Source organism: Arthrobacter glycogeni, assembly GCF_054510815.1.
The window spans coordinates 206,486-225,290 of sequence record NZ_JBTNDV010000005.1 but is presented as its reverse complement, the minus strand read 5'-3'; the positions used below and the strand labels follow the sequence as shown (position 1 = coordinate 225,290).

The following is an 18,805-nucleotide window of genomic DNA, read 5'->3' as shown; positions in this document are numbered from 1 at the left end:
ATAGGATGGATCTATGAGTACGCCAGCTGACCCTTTTGACAATGACCCCCGCAATGACCCGCGCAGCGATCCCCAGCGGGGCGGGTCGACCGCTACGATCGAGCGTGAAGAGCTTCGCGAAGAGCTGGAGCCCGGTGATCGCGAACGCCTCGCCCACTATGTGCGCAAAGAGAAGATCATGGAATCCGCGCTGTCCGGGGATCCGGTCATCGCGCTCTGCGGCAAGGTCTGGACTCCAGGCCGCGACCCCCAGAAGTTCCCGGTCTGCCCCGAGTGCAAGGACATTTACAACGGCATGCGTCCCGGCAAGGACGACAAGGACAACAAAGATAAATAAGGTAAGCACCTGTGTCGCCCGTGGTTGGGGAACCGGCTAGCCTGCGGCCGCTGACCTTCGGCATTATTGCCATCATCACCTGTGCCGCCTTCGAGGCGATGGCAGTCGCAACTGCCATGCCCGCAGTCGTCGCCGAACTCGGCGGAGAGTCCAGCTACGGGCTTGCCTTTTCGATGTACCTCACCGCCTCCCTGCTGGGCACCGTGATCGCTGGTACCTGGTGCGACAGAGTGGGCGCCCGCCCCGCGCTCGCCGTCGGGATGACCCTCATGATCGCTGGGCTGCTGGTTTCCGGTGCGGCCGGGGCGTTCTGGCTGGTTACTGCCGGACGGGCCGTCTCGGGGCTCGGCGGCGGCTTCCTGGTGGTGGCCGTTTACGTGATTATCGGCGGGGCCTACCCTCAGCATCGCCAGCCGGTGATCTTCGGGTGGCTCTCTGCTGCCTGGGTGCTGCCGTCACTGATCGGACCGGCAGTGGCAGGCTATCTGGCTGAGGAGGTCACCTGGCGGTGGGTGTTCCTCGGCGTCGCACCGATTGTCCTCGCGGCCTTTGCCCTGGTCTGGCCGCGAACCGCTACGCTCGCGCCGCCCGAGCCGGGTGCCGGGAATCGCAGTGATGGCCGACGTCGGGCGCTTACCGGGTTGGGGCTCGCGGGTGGCGTACTAGTGGCCCAGTTCGCCGTCAACCGGCTGGCGGCGCAGGGTCTGGCGGACGCCGCGGCGTCGGTGGTGCTGGTGGTCCTCGCCGTCGGCGGGATTGTTACCGCCGCGGTGACCTTTCCCCGGCTGCTGCCCCGAGGCACGGTCCGGTTGGCCCGCGGGCTGCCGAGCATCATCGCGACCCGGGGGCTGGTGACGGCAACCTTCTTCGGCGCGGAGGCGTTCCTTCCGTTGATGCTGGTGACCTCCCGTGGGATGGACGCCGCCACCGCGGGGCTGACGCTCAGCGCAGGAGCGCTGGGGTGGAGTGCCGGGTCGTTCGTGCAGGCACGCGTCACGTTCCGCAGGCAATGGTTACTGGTGATCGGCGCGTCGATCCTGTCGATGAGCGTTGGCGGGCTGGCGCTCGCCTCAGCCCCGATGGTGCCGTTCTGGGTTCTGGTTCTGGTCTGGACCCTCGCCGGTTTTGCCATGGGCCTGACCCTGTCCAGCACGTCGGTGCTGGTGTTGAAGCTCTCACCAGCGCCCGAGCGCGGCCGGAATTCGTCGTCGCTCCAGCTCAGCGACCAGTTGGGCGGAGTGGTGGGAAGCACCATTGCGGGAGGGCTTTTCGCCCTGCTGCGCGACCCTTCCGACCCGGGACAGGTCGGCGTGTTTGTTGCGATCTGGCTGGCTCTGTGCCTCTTTGCGGTTGCCGGTATAGTTGCCGGTTTGAGGGGGACACTGGAGATCTCCGACGATCCGGTTGATCCCCGCCCGGACACCACCAGGCATGGAAAGGTCTCTTCTTAAGCGTGAGTAACAACCTGCTCTTCGGCCTCGCCCCGGCCACCGGTGCGTCTCTACCGCCGGCGTACCCCGAACGGGCGGCGTGGGGCACAGCGCCCAAGCTCCGCCAGTGGCAGGAGCAGGCGCTCGCCAAATATTTCAGCACCGGGCCGCAGGACTTCCTCGCCGTGGCAACCCCAGGTGCCGGCAAGACCACGTTCGCGTTGCGCGTTGCCACCGAACTGGTGGAACGCGGCACCATCAACCGGATCACCATCGTTGCCCCCACCGACCACCTGAAACGGCAGTGGGCTGACGCGGCGGCGCGGATCGGTCTGGCCATCGACCCCAACTTCCGGAACGCCGATGGGCGCCACGGCCAGGGGTTCATCGGCGTGGCAGTGACCTACGCCCAGGTGGCCAGCAAACCGATGCTGCACCGCGCCAAGACCGAGGCGGCCAGGACCCTCGTGATCCTCGATGAGATCCACCACGGTGGTGACGCGCTGTCCTGGGGGGACGGCATCCGGGAGGCCTTCGAACCGGCCACCCGGCGGCTGGCGCTCACCGGCACCCCGTTCCGTTCGGACACCGCTGCCATTCCCTTCGTGGAGTACGCGGCCGATGCCGACGGGATCCGCCGGTCCAGGTCCGATTACACCTACGGCTATGGCGAAGCGCTGCGGGACCACGTGGTGCGCCCGGTCATCTTCATGGCCTATTCGGGTCAGATGCGGTGGCGGACCAGCGCCGGTGAGGAAATGGCCGCGTCACTCGGCGAGTCTGCTGTCACCAAGGACATCACTGCCCACGCGTGGCGCACGGCGCTGAACCCCACCGGTGAGTGGATTCCTGCCGTCCTCGCGGCGGCGGACAAGCGGCTCTCCGAGGTGCGGCGCACGGTGGCCGACGCCGGTGGGATGGTGATCGCCACCGATCACGACGACGCCAGGGCCTATGCCGGGCTGCTCAAGAAGATCACCGGTGAATCGCCGACGGTGATTCTGTCGGACGATGCCAAGGCCTCCGAGAAGATCGAGGAGTACTCGGCCGGCGACAAGCGCTGGATGGTGGCCGTCCGCATGGTCTCCGAAGGGGTTGACGTGCCGCGGCTAGCCGTCGGCGTCTACGCGACGTCGACAGCAACGCCCCTCTTCTTCGCCCAGGCGGTGGGACGCTTTGTGCGCGCCCGACGCCGCGGCGAGACGGCGTCGGTGTTCCTGCCATCGGTGCCCACCCTGATGATCCTGGCCAACCAGCTGGAACTGGAGCGGGACCATGCACTGGACCGCCCGGCGACCGACGAGGACGGGCTTGCACCCGAGGAAGCCCTGATGGAGGAGGCGAACCGGTCCGAGAAGGCCTCCGACGAGTTGACCAAGCAGAAGTTCGAGGCGCTTGAGTCCCAGGCGTCGTTTGACCGGGTGCTGTTCGACGGCGGCGAATTTGGCACGGGCGGTGAAATGGGCAGCGAGGATGAGCAGGACTTCCTGGGCATCCCCGGGCTGCTCGACGCCGATCAGGTGGGAGTCCTGCTACGCCAACGCCAGCAGGAACAGCAGACGAGGCGCGGACGCAAGGGCGTCGCTGCCGCGCCCTCGCCGGAGCCTCTGGTTGTTGACCACCGGATGCTGACCGAACTGCGCGGTGAGTTGGCGAAAAACGTGTCGGCGTGGTCGGCGCGTTCAGGGATGCCGCACGGCGTGGTGCATACCGAGTTGAGGAAAGCCTGCGGCGGCCCCGCAGTGGCCCAGGCCAACGAGGACCAGCTCCAACGGCGGCTGAAGAAGCTGCAGGGCTGGTTTATCGGCAAGAAGTAGCCGCCGCTGCTGCTCTAGCGCGAGAGGTGAGGACGCGCCCGCGGTCGGTCGCCGTCGGGCCTGCCATTTCGGTGAGCAACTCCGACCTGCCGGGTCGCCCTGGACATCCGTGAGGGAAATCTTGACCCCCGATGACTTATTCCCTCACCGATCCGCGTCTGCAACTGGCAGGAGCGTGCCGGCGCGCAGACTCGGTGCTACTCGACGAGCTCCACCCCGGCGTCCTCCAGTTCCTCAAGCGCCGTCTCGCTGCTGTCGGGGTGCACTCCGCGGGTGAAGCGGACCAGCACCGAGGTGGTGTACCCGGCGGCGACGGCGTCCAGCGCTGTTGCCCGCACGCAAAAATCGGTGGCCAGACCAACCACTGCCACCTCGTCGACCTCCCGCTCACGCAGCCAGTCATCGAGGGTCACCAGTTCCTCGGGCGTCAGGTCGTCGCCGGCCCCGAGCTTCTGCTCGCCCGTCGGAACCTCGTCTTCGGGTGCAAGGACCCCCTCAAAGCCCGAGTAGGCCGCCTCGAACTGGCCTTTCCGGAACACCGCCTCGATATTTTCCGTATCCAGGTCCCGGTGGAACCCCGACCCCCGAGTGTCGGCGACGCAATGCACGGGCCAGGAGCGGAGAAAGTCCGGGGTCTCGGAAAAATGGGCTCCGGGATCGATGTGCCAGTCCTGGGTGGCGACGATGTGGTCAAACTCGCCGCCTTTCTCGTCCATGAAATCGCTGAGGAGCGCGGCGACGTCCGCGCCCCCGTCGACAGCCAGCGACCCTCCCTCACAAAAATCGTTCTGCACATCGACAATAATCAGGGCACGGGTCATGATTCCTCCTCGTATTCGGTCGGGATGGCAGGCTCGCCGCGTTGCATCCGCATCACTGAGCCGGGCAATTCGGCCATCGACGTGCGGTGGTGGTCAACTGCCCGCCTTACACCGTCTGGTCCCGTCCAGCCTGGCAGGATGTGGCCGTCGCTGACGAACTGCTGCAGCAGGGGACGGTCGTTGCCGTCGTCGAGCGGGGACCGCCCGATGCCCACTACCTCAGCGGTGGCAATGCCGGCGCGATTGAGGCGGCGGAGTGCATACTTCCGGCCGCCGCGTGAGGTCTTGTTCAGCGCCGCTTTCGCCACCGAGACGAACTCGCCGTCATCGTCGGTCCGGCTGACCAGTTTGTAGACCAGGCCCGCGGTCGGGGCCCCGGAACCCGTGACCAGGGAGGTACCGACGCCGTAGGAATCCACCGGAGCCGAGGCGAGGGACCCGATCGCGAACTCGTCAAGATCGGAGGTGACCACAATCCTGGTCTTGTGGTTGCCCAGATCGTCCAGCAACTGCCTGACCCAGCGGGCCTGCGCCACCAGGTCTCCCGAGTCCAGCCGCACCGCACCCAGCTCGGGTCCGGCCACCTCCACTGCGGTCCGGACGCCGCGTTCGACGTCGTATGTGTCAACCAGCAGGGACGTGCCAGCGCCCAGGGAGGCCACCTGCGCGGCGAACGCATCCCGCTCGGAGTCATGCAGCAGGGTGAACGAGTGGGCGGCGGTGCCCACGGTCTTCACGCCGTAGCGCCGCCCGGCCTCGAGATTGGAGGTGCTGGCGAAGCCGCCGATGATCGCGGCCCGCGCGGCCGCCACGGCAGCCTCCTCCTGGGTGCGGCGGGACCCCATCTCGATGCAGGGTCGGCTGCCCGCGGCGCCGGTCATCCGTGAGGCGGCGGATGCGATCGCGCTGTCATGGTTGAGGACCGACAGCACCAGGGTTTCCAGGATGCACGCCTCGGCGAAGGTGCCCTCGACGATCAGGAGGGGGGAGTGCGGGAAGTACGCCTCGCCTTCCGCATAGCCCCAGATGTTCCCGCCGAAGCGGAAATTGGCTAGCCAGTCGAGGGTCAGGCTGTCAACTACCCCGGCCGCCGACAGATGGTCCAGTTGCTCGGTGCCGAACCGGAAATTCTCAAGGCTGTCCAGGAGCCGTCCGGTGCCAGCAACCACTCCGTAGCGGCGGCCTTCGGGGAGCCGTCGGGCGAATGCCTCGAAGACCGATTTCCGGTGGGCTGCCCCGGAGTGCAGGGCTGCCTGCAGCATGGTCAGCTCATAGTGGTCCGTGTATAGGGCGGTGCTGGCCCGGGTGCTGATGACCGGGGCGGAGTTGGAGGCGCTCACAACCAAAACTCTAACCCCTCACGGCGCCGGGATGCCCGGAAAATTCGGTCCATGCCCCGTCCTACAATGGAGTTATGACAGTTGGCACCGCTCCGGACACCAAACGGCTCGAGGAAACGGACGCCGACCAGCTCACGCTCAGCGACATCCCCTGGGTCGTGATTGTCTGGAATGACCCGGTGAATTTGATGAGCTACGTCAGCTACGTGTTCCAGACCTACTTCGGCTATGGCGAGTCCAAGGCGAACAAGCTCATGATGGAAGTCCACCAGGCGGGCAAATCGGTGGTTGCCGGTGGCAGCCGGGAAGAGGCGGAGCGGGATACGCTGGCCATGCATTCCTACGGGCTGTGGGCCACGTTCCAGAAGTCCGACGCCCCCTGAGGCCCTGCTAGCCCGTAACTGGGCTTTCCACACGCGGCGTTTTCGCCGCGACCCGATTCCGACACTGCGCGTTAAGGAGAATTTTTGGCCAAGGCATTCAAGGCAACCCGCCGCGGGATCAATGGGGCGCTGGATCCGGGGGAGCGGCAACTGCTCCGCAAGTTGTTCGAGGACATCATCGAGCTGCTGGAACCCGCCGAGCCGGCAAATGCCGATCCGCTCGCCGCCATGGTGGGTGTGGACAGCATGGCGGTAACCCCGTCGGACAGTGCTGTCAGACGGCTGTTGCCGGACGCGGTCCGCAACGACGACGACGAGGCCCTGGAGTTCCGCCGCCTGACCGAGCGTTCCCTGCGCGAGGACAAGATTGGCGCCCTACGCGGCAGCGCCCTCCTTCTTGAGTCGAGCCCGCTGACCCTCACCGCCGAGCAGGCCCGGATGCTGGCGCGCGCCCTGAACGACGTCCGCCTGGTGCTCGCCGACCGGCTGAAGATCCAGTCCGATGAGGACGCCGCCCGCCTGCATGAGATCGACGACGTCGCCGACGCCGACGACGTCGAGACGTACCTTGCGTTGGTCTACAACTTCACGAGCTGGCTTCAGGAGTCACTGGTTCAGGCCATGTTCGGGCTCAAGGACAAGTGATCCGCCCTCACCCCTGTGGCGGCCACTGGTCACTGTGACTAATTCCACTGGGGTTGGGTTCGTCGAATGTCGGGTGCACGTCTTATGGTCGGTAGATCATGACCTCCGTCCCGGCTGATCTTTCATCGCTGAAGCGAACCGAGGCTCCGATCGGCATTTTTGATTCGGGCGTTGGTGGGCTGACTGTGGCGCGCGCCGTGATCGATCAGCTGCCGCACGAGTCGATCCTTTACGTCGGCGACACCGCGCATGGACCCTACGGGCCCCTGCCGATCGCCAAGGTCCGCGCCCATGCGCTGGGGGTCATGGATGAGCTGGTGGATTCGGGAGTGAAACTCCTGGTCATCGCCTGCAACTCGGCTTCAGCGGCAGTGCTCCGTGACGCGCGCGAACGGTACACGGCCCGCTACGGCATCCCCGTGATCGAGGTGATCCAGCCGGCCGTCAGGCGGGCTGTCGCCTCGACCCGCAGTGGCAAGATCGGCGTCATCGGCACCTCAGCCACCGTGGGATCCCGCGCCTACGAGGACACCTTCGCTGCCGCCCCGCAGCTGTCCATCACGTCGGCTGCCTGCCCGGAGTTCGTCGAGTTCGTCGAAGCGGGCATCACCTCCGGACCTGAGCTCCTCTCAACGGCCCAGCGCTACCTGGAGCCGCTCAAACACGGCGGCGTCGACACGCTGGTGTTGGGCTGCACCCACTATCCGCTGCTGACAGGAGTCATCTCCTATGTGATGGGTGACGCCGTGACACTGGTATCCAGTGCCGAGGAAACCGCCAAGGACGTGTATCGCGCCCTGATTTCCCACGATCTGGTCCGCGTCGGTGACGCAGCACCCAAGCATCACTTCATCGCAACGGGGGACGCCCAGCGGTTCGGCGAACTCGCGCGCCGGTTCCTTGGTCCCGAGGTACTCAGCGTGGAGCACGTCGATCACGTCGCCGCCCAGTACCCCACAGGAAGCCTGGCCCGGATTACCCCCGAGATGATCGCCGCTGCCCGTGTCGACCCGGTGGGGAACCGCCGGGTATGAAGTTGACTATCGTGGGCTGCAGTGGGTCCTTTCCCGGCCCCCAGTCGCCGGCGTCGTGCTATCTCATTACGGCCACAGTGCCCGACGGCAACAGCTCCCGCACCTGGCGGATTCTGCTGGATCTAGGTAACGGCGCCCTGGGTGCACTGCAGCGTTATATGGATCTCCGCGACATCGACGCAGTGTTCCTGAGCCACCTTCATCCCGACCACTGCATGGACCTTTGCGGGCTGCATGTCGCTGTGCACTGGGATCCCAACGGGTGGAACCGGCCCCGTATCCCAGTCTGGGGGCCGGAGGCTACTGCCGACCGGATGGCCACCGCCTACGGACTGGATCTCGATCCGGGTATGCATGAGGACTTCGACTTCAAGCTTTGGGAACCGCGCGCCCCGGTTACCCTCGGCCCCTTCACCATCACCCCGTACCCGGTGCTGCATCCCGTCGAGGAGGCCTATGCCTTGCGCGTCGAGGTGGCCGGCGAAAGGCCGGGCGACCCGCCCCGCGTGTTGACCTACTCGGGCGACACCGACGCCTGCGACGGCCTGATCGAAGCCGCAACCGGGTCCAATGTCTTCCTGTGCGAGGCGGCATTCCACGAGGGCCGCGATGACGCCATTGAGGGCGTCCACCTCACCGGTCGGCGGGCCGGACAGGTGGCGGCAGCAGCGGCGTCGCACCGGTTGCTGCTGACCCACATCCCGGTGTGGAACGACGCCAACCGAACCGTGGAAGAAGCCAGAACCAGCTACCGTGGGGACCTCGCCGTCGCCGTCGCCGGTGTGTCGTACGAAATTTGAGACGACGGCCGCCTTTTATCCGGTGCCACGGCGGGATGCCTGGTCACTCGTCGGGATGTGGTCGCCGTGATCTTCGATTGCCGCGAACGCGGGATCGTCGGCATATGACTTGAGCTTCGCGATGCGGTAAATGATCAGCGCATAGAGCGCCTTCGCGGCGATGTCAGCGATCGAATAGCCGCCCTGTTTCAATACCCATGCGTCGGCTCCCGAGATTCCGAGGAGTGGCAGGGAGTATGCAAGCGGATAGACGATCCAGCTGGCGAGGAGGAGGAGCCGAAGACGGCTGATGAGTACTCGAACCCGCGCGGGCTGTCGATCGAGGGATTTGGTCAGTTCGACGAACAGCACGTAGAGGATAAATAGGAAAGGGATCGTCGACAGAACACCCCACAGCACTCGGGTGCCGTCCGTGGAACTCACCTCACCTGGATACCCGAGGAGGATCATCAAGGCTGCGGCTGGAACGAGTTTCCAGAGGAGCGCCGTCTGAATCTTGCGCGCCAGGGCGAGTACCGCGATCAGCTCCACGAGCAGCAGCGGCACGGTGAGTAACCAGTCGACGTACCGGTACCCTTCGTTGAACGACGCGCCGTCCGCCTGGGTGTATAGGCCACGTCCGCCGACCGCTTCAGTAACGAACGCCTCCTTGAACGAATCAAAGATCCGGAAATAGTGGTAGGCGGCGATGCCACACACCACAGCCGCGATGATGATGGCCTGGCGGTAGCGCGGCAGGACACGTTGCAGGGCCAGGATCAGGAAGAGCGCCGTAAAGAGTTGCGCTGCAATGACGAGCGACAGAAGGTTGTAGACCGTATCGAACTGATTTTGGGTTAGAGCCTCGGGGATCATGAACGTTCTCCCATGCACAGAGTTGGATGAGCCTCGCACCGCCAATTGCGGTGGAGGGAATTGCCCCGTTTCACTGGTTGGTGGGGTAATTCTACGCCTTGTAGAAGAGATGTCCAGAGGCAGTTTTCTTCGGCCGTGAGGTGCGCCCCGTAGACTTAACTCCATGAATCCCGCAGACACTTCCTCACCCGCCGCTGCCATCCTTCGCGCGGATGGCCGGACCCCCGACCAGCTCCGAAACATCAGCATCACCCGTGGTTGGTCCACTCAGGCCGAAGGGTCGGCGCTCATCGAGTTCGGCAATACCCGTGTCCTTTGCACCGCTTCCCTCACCCAGGGTGTACCCCGCTGGCTCAAGGGTGAAGGCAAAGGCTGGGTGACCGCCGAGTACGCGATGCTCCCGCGTGCCACCAACACCCGGTCGGACCGCGAATCGGTCAAGGGCAAGATCGGCGGCCGCACCCACGAGATCTCCCGGCTGATCGGCCGGTCCCTGCGGTCCATCATCGACACCAAGGCGCTGGGCGAAACCACCATCGTGCTGGACTGCGACGTCCTGCAGGCCGACGGCGGTACCCGGACCGCAGCGATCACCGGCGCCTATGTGGCCCTTGCCGAAGCGATCCGCTACGCACAGGACAACAAGCTCATCGCCGCATCGGCTCGTCCCCTGATCGACACGGTGGCAGCGGTGAGCGTGGGAATCATCGACGGCGTGCCCATGCTGGATCTGCCCTACGTCGAGGATGTGCGGGCCGAGACCGACATGAACGTTGTCGTGACCGGCGGCGGCAAGTTCGTCGAGGTGCAGGGAACAGCTGAGGGTGCTCCGTTCGACCGGGACGAACTCGACGCGCTCCTGGATCTCGCATTGCTCGGCACGTCGCAGCTGACCCAGATCCAGCTCGACATCCTCGGTGAGGGTGCTGGTGCCTGAGACGGCGGCCGCGTCACAGCATCCACCTGAGCCGCGGCTGGTCCTGGCCACCCGCAATCCCGGCAAGCTGCGCGAGCTGCGCGAGCTGTTGCGCGGCACGGTGCCTGGCCTCGACGTCGATACCCAGGTGATTGACGCGGAGACCGCCGGCGCGCCCGACGTCGTCGAAAGTGGCACCACATTCGAAGCCAACTCGCTGCTGAAGGCGCGGGAGGTTGCTGCGGCAACCGGGCTGGTGGCGGTTGCCGACGATTCGGGTCTCGCCGTCGAGGTGCTGGGCGGGGCGCCGGGAATCTTCTCGGCGCGGTGGTCGGGTCGCCACGGCGACGACGACGCCAACCTGCACCTCCTGCTGGCGCAGCTAGCCGACATTCCTGTTGGGCAGCGCGGCGCGTCCTTCGTCTGCGCGGCGGCCGTTGCGCTGCCGGATGGCACGGCGCGGGCGACCTTTGGGGAGCTCAAAGGAACTCTGCTCACCGAACCCCGTGGGACGGGTGGGTTCGGGTACGACCCGATCCTGCAGCCGATTGGAGACCACCGGAGCTGTGCCGAATTGTCGGCGGGCGAGAAGAACTCCATCAGTCACCGGGCACAGGCGTTCGCGGCGCTGCTGCCGCATCTGGTCAACGCGCTGAGGTGGTGGGCTGGCGCTGGCGGTGAGGCAATAAACAGCTTAGTAAGGCAAACTTGATGGGAATATGACTACTTCACTGCGTGCCACACTCACCACCCCCGCCGGGGGCGGGTCCCTGATCGAGACGATCTCCGACTGGGCCGTCTCCATGATGGAAACGATTGGAGCCCCAGGCGCGGGCCTGGCGATCGCACTGGAGAATCTGTTCCCCCCGCTCCCCAGCGAGGTCATCCTGCCGCTGGCAGGGTTCACCGCCAGCCGGGGCAGCTTTACCCTGTTCGAGGCGATCTTCTGGACCACTGCGGGTTCGGTGGTCGGCGCGTTGGCCCTGTACCTCCTGGGTGCCTGGCTGGGCCGGGACCGGATGCGGGCGATCGTGTCCCGGGTGCCCTTGGTGGATCTTGAGGACGTCGACCATGTGGAGGACTGGTTCAACCGCCACGGGTACAAAGCGGTGTTCTTTGGCCGGATGATCCCGCTGTTCCGAAGTCTGGTGTCGATCCCGGCCGGTATCGAGCGGATGTCGCTCTGGAAGTTTGTTGTTCTGACCACCGCCGGAAGCCTGATCTGGAACTGCATCTTCGTGATGGCCGGGTTCTATCTGGGCGAGAACTGGCATCTGGTGGAGGCTTACGCCGATGTCTTCCAGAAGATCGTGATCGCTGCGGTCATCCTGTTCGTCGGCTATCTTGTGGTCAGCCGGGTGCTGAGAATCCGCCGCAGGCGCGCGAAGCATGACGCCGCCTGAGGACGTCTGGCCGCTTTTCGGGCTCAGGATCTTGACGCCCCGGCTTGAGCTGAACCCGGTGCGCGATGACCAGCTTCCCGGCCTCATTGACGCGGTGCTGGCCGGGATTCATGATCCCTCGGAGATGCCATTCACCGTTCCCTGGACTGATGCGCCGCGCGAGGTACTGATCCGGGAGACCCTGAAACACCAGTGGAGGCAGCGGTGCAGTGTGCTGCCCGACCACTGGACCCTCAACTTTGCCATCACCTATCAGGGCAGGGTGATCGGGATGCAGGACCTGTCGGCTGAGGACCTGAGCCTCAGACGGACCGTTCAAACCGGCTCCTGGCTCACCCGCTCGAAGCACGGCGACGGGCTGGGCATAGAAATGCGGGCTGCCGTGCTCATGTTCGCGTTCGCGTTCGACTACCTTGGCGCCCACTGGGCGGTGTCCGAGGCCGCCGCGTGGAACACCTCATCGCTGGCAGTCTCCCGAAGCCTCGGCTATACGGACAACGGCGTCAGTGTCAGCGTCCCTAGACCGGGCGAGTGTCAGGAACTCCAGCATGTCCGGCTGAGTGCGGCCGGGTTCATTCGGCCCGGCTGGTCGATCGCTGTAGAGGGGTTCGACGCCGCCCGCCCAGCGCTGCTCTCGTCCTAGGACCCTCCCGGACGTCCGCCGGTGGGCGCTTAGGAATTGTGCAGCTGTGGTGGGTGAGTGTCACCGAATGTGCAGTAGCGGCGGGTTGGAGCGTGTTTCACCCGCCAGTGCTGCGCAATAGTTCCCGACGTCGTCGGACTCACGAACAAACGTCCTCCAGAACCCTTGGCATCGCCCCCTCAGTAACTAACCAACTGACCTGGCTGGTGACCACCCGGAGTGCCGCAATGATCGATGACAGCAGGCCCATCTTTCTGCAGATTGCCGAAGAGATCGAGAGCGAAATCGTCGCGGGGACCCTGGCCGAAGACGCCCAGGTCCCATCACCCAACGAGTTTGCCGCCTTCCACCGCATCAACCCGGCCACCGCCGCCAAGGGCGTCAACCGGCTCGTGGATGAGGGCATCCTGTACAAGCAACGGGGAGTAGGAATGTTTGTTGCCTCCGGTGCCCGCGCCGCGCTCCTGCAGCGCCGACGGGACCGCTTCTTTGATCAATACGTTCGCCACTGGCCATTGAGGCTCGAAAGCTGGGCATTGACCCCCATGAACTCGCGGAGATGGTCCGCACCAGTGAATCAGTGTCAGGGAGGACACCATGAGCTGCGTTATCGAAACCCAGAATCTGGTCAAAACCTACCGGAAGTCAACTGCACTCGACGGAGTCACCCTGTCCCTCGAGCCAGAGAAGATCTATGGCCTGCTCGGCCGCAACGGTGCAGGCAAGACCACGCTGATGTCCATCCTGACCGCTCAGGGATTCCCCACCTCGGGAAGCATCGCGGTCTTCGGTGCCAACCCGTATGAGAACGAGGGGGTGCTCAGCCGGATCTGCTTCATCCGCGAATCCCAGAAGTACGTTGACGCGCTCACCCCGAAGCATGCGTTTCGGTCGGCGGCACTGTTCTTTAGCAACTGGGACCAGTCACTCGCCGACCGGCTGGTGGCGGACTTTCAGCTGCCGGTCAAACGCCCCATGTGGAAACTTTCCCGGGGCAGCTCTCAGCCGTCGGAGTGATTATCGGTCTGGCCTCGCGGGCCGAGCTGACCTTCTTCGATGAGCCCTACCTCGATCTGGACGCAGTGGCGCGCCAACTCTTCTACGATCGGCTGGTCGAGGACTACGCGCTGCACCCACGGACCGTGGTCCTGTCCTCCCACCTGATCGATGAAGTGGCGAATCTCCTGGAGCACGTCATCGTGATCGATCGGGGCCGCATCATCATGAACGACGACGCCGAAAGGGTCTGGGCCGCATCATCATGAACGACGACGCCGAAAGGGTCTGGGCCGCGACCATCTACAAGCGGTGGCAGGCCACCGGGCTTCTCATCACCGGGATCGGCACCGGGCTACTCCTGGTGGTACTGCTGTACTACTTCACCCGGCAGGTCCTGTGGGGACAGGTGGGCCAATTTCTGGGCGGCCAGTCACAGCTGAGCGTCGCGGGCTGGCTCGCCGTCGTCGGGCTGGCGCTGGCCGGAGGCTCCTATCTGACCCTGCGGCGGGCGGAGCCTTAAGGCCCGACCAGCTCCCGTTGGAGGTCGATGCCCGGCTGGTGGAGCCGGGCATCGATCCCCAGCTCCCGGGCCGCTGAGACATTGACCGGGGCGTCATCAACGAACGTGACCTTCCCCGGCTCCACTCCCAGGTCCCGCAGCACATGCTCAAAAATCTCGCGTTGCGGCTTGACCAGCTGAAGGGTGGAACTGAAATACCTCTTGGAGAAGTAGCCGGTCCAGGAGGCCTCTTCGAACCGCGCCACCATCGGGGCCGGCATGTTCGACAGCAACGCCAGCCGCGCACCCTGACTGCTGAGCTCCTCCAGCACATCGATGGTCTCGAGATTGAAGTGGGACCACTGATTGGCGTCCAGCGTATCCAGCAGGTTCGTCTGGTTAGTCGTCACCTCGCGTCCGGTGACCAGGGACCAATAGTCAACCGACGTGGTGCGCCCGGCGTCGAAGTCCAGCCGATGCCGCCAATAGGGCGAGCCGGGGTCCATCAGCCGCACACCGGCGGCATCCTCGAGGTTCAGCCAATCCTCGGGCGTGGGCGCGTTGGAGATCACCATGCCGTAATCGAACAGGTACCACTGTGTGTTTCCCATACCTCAGGGTAGGGGACTGTGGCAGGTATCTCCCGGCGCGCGGGTGAACGTTGGGTAAAATCCAGTCCCGCGCCGCGTAGCGTTGACCCCGTGGGAATAGAGTTCACAGCGATCGACTTCGAGACGGCAAACGGGTTCCGCGGTTCTCCCTGCGCGGTGGGACTGAGCAAGGTACGCGACGGCAGGATTATCGACGAGGCACACTGGCTGATGCGCCCTCCCGCCGGCCACGACCACTTCGACTGGCGCAACGTGCGGATCCATGGGATCTCGGCGGAGATGGTGGCGGACCAGCCACGGTTCGGGGACCTCTTTCCGGAGATCGGAGCCTTCATCGGAGGCGACGTGCTGGTGGCCCATAACGCTGCCTTCGATCTGGGAGTCATCAGGTCGGGGCAGGAGGTGTCCAACATCGCCGGTCCTGCATACAGCTACTCCTGCACCGTGGTGCTGTCCCGGCGCAGCTATTCCCTTCCTTCGTATTCATTGCCGTTCGTTGCCGAGGCGGCGGGCGTCCCGCTGGTCAACCATCACGACGCGGTCGAAGACGCCCGGGCCTGCGCCGGCATCATGATCGATATTGCCCGCAGGAACAACGCTGACTCCCTTGAGGACCTGGCGGCGATGCAGCAACTCCCGCTCTCCACCCAGGATGCCTATCTGCCGGGGATCAACGCGGTGTCCAAAGCGACGCGCGGCGCCCTGTCCCGTGGACCGGTTCGCGCCGGTCCCTCCGGGTGGCCGGAAGAAGGCCTTAATCCGCCGGCGAATGGTGGAGCCGATCCGGCGCACCCGTTATACGGCCAAACCGTGGTGTTCACGGGCATGCTCGGGATGCCGCGCCCGCAGGCCAAGGAACGGGCGGCGGGACTCGGAGCGCAACCCGCCAGCACGGTCACCCACCGCACCACGGTCCTCGTGGTGGGCGACGGGTTTGTGGCATCGGACCTGCGCAATGGTCGGGTCACCGGGAAGGCGCGGCGCGTTCTCGACCTCCACGAGCGGGGCCAGCGGATCGAAGTCTTGTCCGAGGCGGAATTCCTGCAGATGACCGAGGGCCGCTGGCCCATCGACAGTCCGTGACACTCAGCAATTACAGCTCCAGGTGAACCCCGGTCAGGTCCTGCGATGCATCGATCAGCCGGGACGCGGTGTTGCGCTCGCGGGCGTGGGGCTGCGCCGCGACCGCTACCGGGCGCCCCCGCAACTGGAACCAGCCATCCGGGCCACAATAGGAGCCGTTGTCGACGCCGGGATCCGCCACTGCGCGAACCAGCGGCCAGGCCCCGGCGTCTTTGCCCTGTGAAACGGGTGCAAGGATGCGACGCCGGGGAGCGGGCGCGGTAGTGTTCAGCCCGATTCCCGGCCGCCGCGGAGTAAGCATATCCAGGGCCAGGCCGGGGTGGGCCACAATGCTCTGGACCGGGCTGCCCAACAGGCGGAGTCGGGTGGCGAGTTCGAAGCCGAAGGTCATGACAGCCAGTTTCGACGTCGCATAGGCCCGCGGGTTGTTGTACCTGGCGGGCATCAGGTCAGCGGTGTTCAGCCGCACCCAGCGGTGGCTGATACTGCCTAGGTGAACCACTCGTCCGCGCGCGGCGGCAAGCGCCGGGAGCAGGCCAGCCGTGAGGGCGAAGTGGCCGAGATGATTGGTCCCGAACTGCAGCTCAAACCCGTCGGCGGTGTGCTGGCGTGTTGTCGACCCCACCACGCCAGCGTTGGCGAGCAGTGCATCCACCGAACCGCGGGCGGACAGGACATCCACAGCCCGGCGCACCGAATCGAGCCGGGCCAGGTCGAGTTCCTGGAATGACACGTCGGCTGCGGGCATCCGCCGGCGGATCGTAGCGATCGCGGCAGAGGCCTTCTGCTCATTCCTGGACGCCATCACGACTGTCGCCCCGGCCGCCGCGAGCTGCTCGCACGCAAAGTAGCCGAGGCCGGCATTTCCTCCGGTCACCACAACAGTGCGGCCGCTGAGGTCTGTCAGGTCGTTCGGGTTCCAGGTATGCATCACCCAAGCCTAGGCAGTCGGTGGCTCGCAGCACGCATCGCTGGGTTGGCTGGCCTCACCCGGCCGAGGTGATGTCGACGAGAAGGCGGGCCATGGCACTGACGACGTCGGCGCCCTCCAGTTGCGCGGTCCACGCGGCCGGGAGGCCCTGCACCCCGTAGAGCGCGCCCAGGATGGTGCCGGTGATCGAGCCGGTGGTGTCGCTGTCGCCGTCGTGATTGACGGCCAGGGTAACCGCGCTCCTGAAGTGCTGTTCCGCACCGGCGTCAGTCCGGCTCGCCAACACGGCATACACCGCGATTGCCACTGCTTCGTCGGCCGTCCAGCCGCCGCCGAGGGTCGCCGTCATCTGCTCGGGGGAGACGTCGTCGTCGTCCGCCAACTCAACGGCCGCGTCGAGCAACCGCACGAGTTCGGGGACGTTGGAGGCGTGGGCGCGGGCGACAGCGGCTGCCACGGCCTCCGGCAGCGCCCGCCCGTCGCGCACGATGGCGTGGATCAGGACGGCGACCACAGCAGCCCCATGCAGGGCGGCAGGATGACCGTGGGTGAGCGCCGCGGCATTCATCGCCAACCGATCGGCCACCTCCGCCGGAATATGCGGCACCAGGCCGAAGGGAGCCGAGCGCATCACCGTGCCCGACCCCTTGGCGTCCGGGTTGATGGGTCGCGCCTGGGTGCCCATCTCGCCGCTGCGCAACGCGCTCAGGCACGCAGCGCCGGGCCCGCGGCGCTGCCGGAGTACCTCCTGGCTATCAATCCAACGCGGGGGAGGGGCAGGAGCCGACGACGGCGGCGTCTCGCCTTGCGACGCCAGCCACCGCAGGTAGGCCAGCCACAAACACGCAGTTTCGTCGGCGGCCACCCCGTCGTTGGCCCACTGGATGGCGTCCACCAGTCCGTCGACTGTGTACAGCGTGAGCTGCGTGTCGTCGGAGAACTGGAGGTTGCCGGGCAGCGTTTCCGGTGAGGTCACGCCGTCGGGACCGTAGGTCGCGCGGATGGCGTGCAGATCGAGGGTCTCGACCGCGTAGCCGAGCGCGTCCCCAAGAGCGCCGCCCAGCAGGCAGCCATGAACACGGTCCGAAAAGGTAGGAAGGGTAGACACCTTGACAGTCTAATGTCGGGTAGGGTTCTACTGCCCCGGCCCTCACCGGTGCCGCCCGTTACCCCCCCACGTCAGCTCACCCCAATAGCTCAAAGGATTACGTCCACCATGACGCAGACATCGTTGCCTTCCCACGATCTGCACGCTGAGCCGGAACATCCCGGCCGCGCTGCACCGATCCGAGAATTTTCTATCGTAGCCCGGTCCCTGGCTGAAGCGGCGGGCTCATTCCTGTTGGTACTCGCCGGTCTGGGTGTCACCATCCTCAACACCCAGACGGGTGTGCAGCCCACCCTTGCCTTCGGGCTGGCCTTGATTGGAGCAATTGTCGCGTTCGGCTATGTGTCGGGCGGCCACTTCAACCCCGCCGTGACGCTGGGGTCCGCCGTCGCGGGCAAGACCCCGTGGGCTGCGGTTCTGCCCTACGTGGTGGCGCAGGTGGTCGGTGGCCTGGTCGCCGCCGGTTTCATCTGGTTGCTGTTGAGTGCCAACCAGCAGTTTGCTGGCAGTGTGCAGGAGTTGTTCGCCGTGTCGGCGAACGGATTCGCTGACCATTCCCCCACCCAGTTCGCTGTGAGCAGCGCGTTCCTCGCCGAGGTGGTTGGCACAGCGATCTTCGTCGCAGTAGTTCTGGGCGCCACCTCCCGCACCGCAACGGGTGCGCTGCGCAACGCTGGTGGCCCGTTCGCCATCGGCCTGGTCTACGCAGCCCTGCTGACTTTCCTGCTGCCGATCACCAACGGGTCGCTGAACCCGGCACGCTCCACCGCTGCGGCGATCTTCTCCGAATCCTGGGCCATCGAGCAGCTGTGGCTGTTCTGGGCGGCGCCGGTGCTAGGTGCGGCCATTACCGGACTGATCTACCGCAGCACCGATCTCTTCGGCGCGCGGAAGAATGACGACTCCTTGAATGAATCGGCTGGCGACGACCCCGTCCCGGCCGCTTCCGTCCCGGCAGCTTCCGCGGCGCCGGAACCCGTTGGGAAGTCCACGCGGCGTGAATCGACCGACCGGTACCCGGCAGACCACGCCCGCACCGGCGAGGCGGCTGACGACGGCCAGGTGGATCGTCCTGCCGATAGCGACGATGCTCGGACCTTCTTCGACGAATCCGAGAACCGTCCCGACGGGAAATAGGCCTGGTTTCGGC

General features: G+C 65.6%; 20 protein-coding genes and 2 pseudogenes. 16 read left to right on the top strand and 6 right to left on the bottom strand.

The window, feature by feature from the left end:
- The first annotated feature begins 13 nt into the window (after positions 1-13).
- From ACX80G_RS07840 to ACX80G_RS07830, 3 genes are read left to right on the top strand one after another with little or no spacing between them, the layout of a single operon-like run.
- Positions 14-337 carry a DUF3039 domain-containing protein gene (locus ACX80G_RS07840; protein ID WP_459307002.1) on the top strand — a complete coding sequence of 108 codons (324 nt, stop codon included), beginning with the start codon at positions 14-16 and terminating at the stop codon, positions 335-337.
- Positions 338-348: 11 nt separating this feature from the next.
- On the top strand, positions 349-1,788 hold the full coding sequence (locus tag ACX80G_RS07835) for an MFS transporter (protein ID WP_459307000.1): 1,440 nt from the start codon (positions 349-351) through the stop codon (positions 1,786-1,788).
- Between the two features lie 2 nt (positions 1,789-1,790).
- The gene (locus ACX80G_RS07830; RefSeq protein ID WP_459306999.1) at positions 1,791-3,584 is read left to right on the top strand and encodes a DEAD/DEAH box helicase; all 1,794 of its coding nucleotides are present in this window, start codon (positions 1,791-1,793) and stop codon (positions 3,582-3,584) included.
- A gap of 197 nt (positions 3,585-3,781) precedes the next feature.
- Here the strand turns inward: ACX80G_RS07830 and ACX80G_RS07825 are convergent, their stop codons facing one another.
- Entirely contained in the window at positions 3,782-4,405 is a 624-nt protein-coding gene (locus ACX80G_RS07825) for a nicotinamidase (protein WP_459306998.1), read from the bottom strand.
- Complete coding sequence (locus ACX80G_RS07820; RefSeq protein WP_459306996.1) at positions 4,402-5,751, bottom strand: nicotinate phosphoribosyltransferase; 1,350 nt, start codon at positions 5,749-5,751, stop codon at positions 4,402-4,404. Before ACX80G_RS07820 ends, ACX80G_RS07825 begins: the two co-directional genes overlap by 4 nt.
- Positions 5,752-5,819: 68 nt before the next feature.
- Here ACX80G_RS07820 and clpS point away from each other — a divergent pair, with 68 nt between their 5' ends.
- From clpS to ACX80G_RS07800, 4 genes are all read left to right on the top strand, one after another.
- Positions 5,820-6,128: an ATP-dependent Clp protease adapter ClpS gene (clpS, locus tag ACX80G_RS07815; RefSeq protein WP_459306994.1), complete on the top strand. Its 309-nt coding sequence runs from the start codon at positions 5,820-5,822 to the stop codon at positions 6,126-6,128.
- A gap of 84 nt (positions 6,129-6,212) precedes the next feature.
- Positions 6,213-6,773 (top strand): DUF2017 domain-containing protein, encoded by a 561-nt coding sequence (locus ACX80G_RS07810; RefSeq protein ID WP_459306992.1) that lies wholly within the window; start codon positions 6,213-6,215, stop codon positions 6,771-6,773.
- Positions 6,774-6,871: 98 nt separating this feature from the next.
- Positions 6,872-7,807 carry a glutamate racemase gene (gene murI, locus ACX80G_RS07805; RefSeq protein WP_459306991.1) on the top strand — a complete coding sequence of 312 codons (936 nt, stop codon included), beginning with the start codon at positions 6,872-6,874 and terminating at the stop codon, positions 7,805-7,807.
- Entirely contained in the window at positions 7,804-8,607 is an 804-nt protein-coding gene (locus tag ACX80G_RS07800; RefSeq protein ID WP_459306990.1) for an MBL fold metallo-hydrolase, read from the top strand. The genes murI and ACX80G_RS07800 overlap by 4 nt, the downstream gene beginning before the upstream one ends.
- A 15-nt stretch (positions 8,608-8,622) precedes the next feature.
- Here the strand turns inward: ACX80G_RS07800 and ACX80G_RS07795 are convergent, their stop codons facing one another.
- Entirely contained in the window at positions 8,623-9,462 is an 840-nt protein-coding gene (locus tag ACX80G_RS07795; protein WP_459306988.1) for a bacteriorhodopsin-like, read from the bottom strand.
- 163 nt (positions 9,463-9,625) lie between these two features.
- On the opposite strand from ACX80G_RS07795, the gene rph reads away from it, so the two are divergent.
- From rph to ACX80G_RS07760, 7 genes and pseudogenes are all read left to right on the top strand, one after another.
- Complete coding sequence (rph, locus tag ACX80G_RS07790) at positions 9,626-10,399, top strand: ribonuclease PH (RefSeq protein WP_459306986.1); 774 nt, start codon at positions 9,626-9,628, stop codon at positions 10,397-10,399.
- On the top strand, positions 10,392-11,090 hold the full coding sequence (rdgB, locus tag ACX80G_RS07785) for an RdgB/HAM1 family non-canonical purine NTP pyrophosphatase (RefSeq protein WP_459306985.1): 699 nt from the start codon (positions 10,392-10,394) through the stop codon (positions 11,088-11,090). Before rph ends, rdgB begins: the two co-directional genes overlap by 8 nt.
- Positions 11,091-11,097: 7 nt before the next feature.
- Positions 11,098-11,781, top strand: a complete 684-nt coding sequence (locus ACX80G_RS07780) for a DedA family protein (RefSeq protein WP_459306983.1) — start codon at positions 11,098-11,100, stop codon at positions 11,779-11,781.
- Entirely contained in the window at positions 11,768-12,424 is a 657-nt protein-coding gene (locus ACX80G_RS07775; protein ID WP_459306981.1) for a GNAT family N-acetyltransferase, read from the top strand. The genes ACX80G_RS07780 and ACX80G_RS07775 overlap by 14 nt, the downstream gene beginning before the upstream one ends.
- 227 nt (positions 12,425-12,651) lie before the next feature.
- Positions 12,652-13,025, top strand: a pseudogene (locus ACX80G_RS07770) (GntR family transcriptional regulator).
- Positions 13,022-13,671 (top strand): annotated as a pseudogene (locus ACX80G_RS07765) (ATP-binding cassette domain-containing protein); the annotation flags it as partial. The pseudogenes ACX80G_RS07770 and ACX80G_RS07765, both read left to right, overlap by 4 nt.
- A 14-nt stretch (positions 13,672-13,685) precedes the next feature.
- The gene (locus tag ACX80G_RS07760; protein ID WP_459306979.1) at positions 13,686-13,943 is read left to right on the top strand and encodes a hypothetical protein; all 258 of its coding nucleotides are present in this window, start codon (positions 13,686-13,688) and stop codon (positions 13,941-13,943) included.
- On the opposite strand, the gene ACX80G_RS07755 is transcribed toward ACX80G_RS07760, so the two are convergent.
- Complete coding sequence (locus tag ACX80G_RS07755; RefSeq protein WP_459306978.1) at positions 13,940-14,533, bottom strand: HAD family hydrolase; 594 nt, start codon at positions 14,531-14,533, stop codon at positions 13,940-13,942. The genes ACX80G_RS07760 and ACX80G_RS07755 overlap by 4 nt on opposite strands.
- A gap of 90 nt (positions 14,534-14,623) precedes the next feature.
- Here ACX80G_RS07755 and ACX80G_RS07750 point away from each other — a divergent pair, with 90 nt between their 5' ends.
- Positions 14,624-15,616 carry a 3'-5' exonuclease gene (locus ACX80G_RS07750; RefSeq protein ID WP_459306976.1) on the top strand — a complete coding sequence of 331 codons (993 nt, stop codon included), beginning with the start codon at positions 14,624-14,626 and terminating at the stop codon, positions 15,614-15,616.
- A 10-nt stretch (positions 15,617-15,626) separates the two neighbouring features.
- Here ACX80G_RS07750 and ACX80G_RS07745 read toward each other — a convergent pair whose 3' ends face one another.
- Complete coding sequence (locus ACX80G_RS07745) at positions 15,627-16,547, bottom strand: SDR family NAD(P)-dependent oxidoreductase (RefSeq protein WP_459306975.1); 921 nt, start codon at positions 16,545-16,547, stop codon at positions 15,627-15,629.
- A gap of 55 nt (positions 16,548-16,602) precedes the next feature.
- The gene (locus tag ACX80G_RS07740) at positions 16,603-17,655 is read right to left on the bottom strand and encodes an ADP-ribosylglycohydrolase family protein (protein WP_459306974.1); all 1,053 of its coding nucleotides are present in this window, start codon (positions 17,653-17,655) and stop codon (positions 16,603-16,605) included.
- Between the two features lie 108 nt (positions 17,656-17,763).
- On the opposite strand from ACX80G_RS07740, the gene ACX80G_RS07735 reads away from it, so the two are divergent.
- Positions 17,764-18,792, top strand: a complete 1,029-nt coding sequence (locus ACX80G_RS07735; RefSeq protein WP_459306973.1) for an MIP/aquaporin family protein — start codon at positions 17,764-17,766, stop codon at positions 18,790-18,792.
- Positions 18,793-18,805: the final 13 nt, after the last annotated feature.

Coding starts and splice junctions, on each gene's coding strand:
- ACX80G_RS07840 (WP_459307002.1), top strand. CDS start 14: ATGAGTACGCCAGCTGACCCTTTTGACAATGACCCCCGCAATGACCCG.
- ACX80G_RS07825 (WP_459306998.1), bottom strand. CDS start 4,405: ATGACCCGTGCCCTGATTATTGTCGATGTGCAGAACGATTTTTGTGAG.
- clpS (WP_459306994.1), top strand. CDS start 5,820: ATGACAGTTGGCACCGCTCCGGACACCAAACGGCTCGAGGAAACGGAC.
- murI (WP_459306991.1), top strand. CDS start 6,872: ATGACCTCCGTCCCGGCTGATCTTTCATCGCTGAAGCGAACCGAGGCT.
- ACX80G_RS07800 (WP_459306990.1), top strand. CDS start 7,804: ATGAAGTTGACTATCGTGGGCTGCAGTGGGTCCTTTCCCGGCCCCCAG.
- ACX80G_RS07795 (WP_459306988.1), bottom strand. CDS start 9,462: ATGATCCCCGAGGCTCTAACCCAAAATCAGTTCGATACGGTCTACAAC.
- rph (WP_459306986.1), top strand. CDS start 9,626: ATGAATCCCGCAGACACTTCCTCACCCGCCGCTGCCATCCTTCGCGCG.
- ACX80G_RS07780 (WP_459306983.1), top strand. CDS start 11,098: ATGACTACTTCACTGCGTGCCACACTCACCACCCCCGCCGGGGGCGGG.
- ACX80G_RS07775 (WP_459306981.1), top strand. CDS start 11,768: ATGACGCCGCCTGAGGACGTCTGGCCGCTTTTCGGGCTCAGGATCTTG.
- ACX80G_RS07760 (WP_459306979.1), top strand. CDS start 13,686: ATGAACGACGACGCCGAAAGGGTCTGGGCCGCGACCATCTACAAGCGG.
- ACX80G_RS07755 (WP_459306978.1), bottom strand. CDS start 14,533: ATGGGAAACACACAGTGGTACCTGTTCGATTACGGCATGGTGATCTCC.
- ACX80G_RS07745 (WP_459306975.1), bottom strand. CDS start 16,547: ATGCATACCTGGAACCCGAACGACCTGACAGACCTCAGCGGCCGCACT.
- ACX80G_RS07735 (WP_459306973.1), top strand. CDS start 17,764: ATGACGCAGACATCGTTGCCTTCCCACGATCTGCACGCTGAGCCGGAA.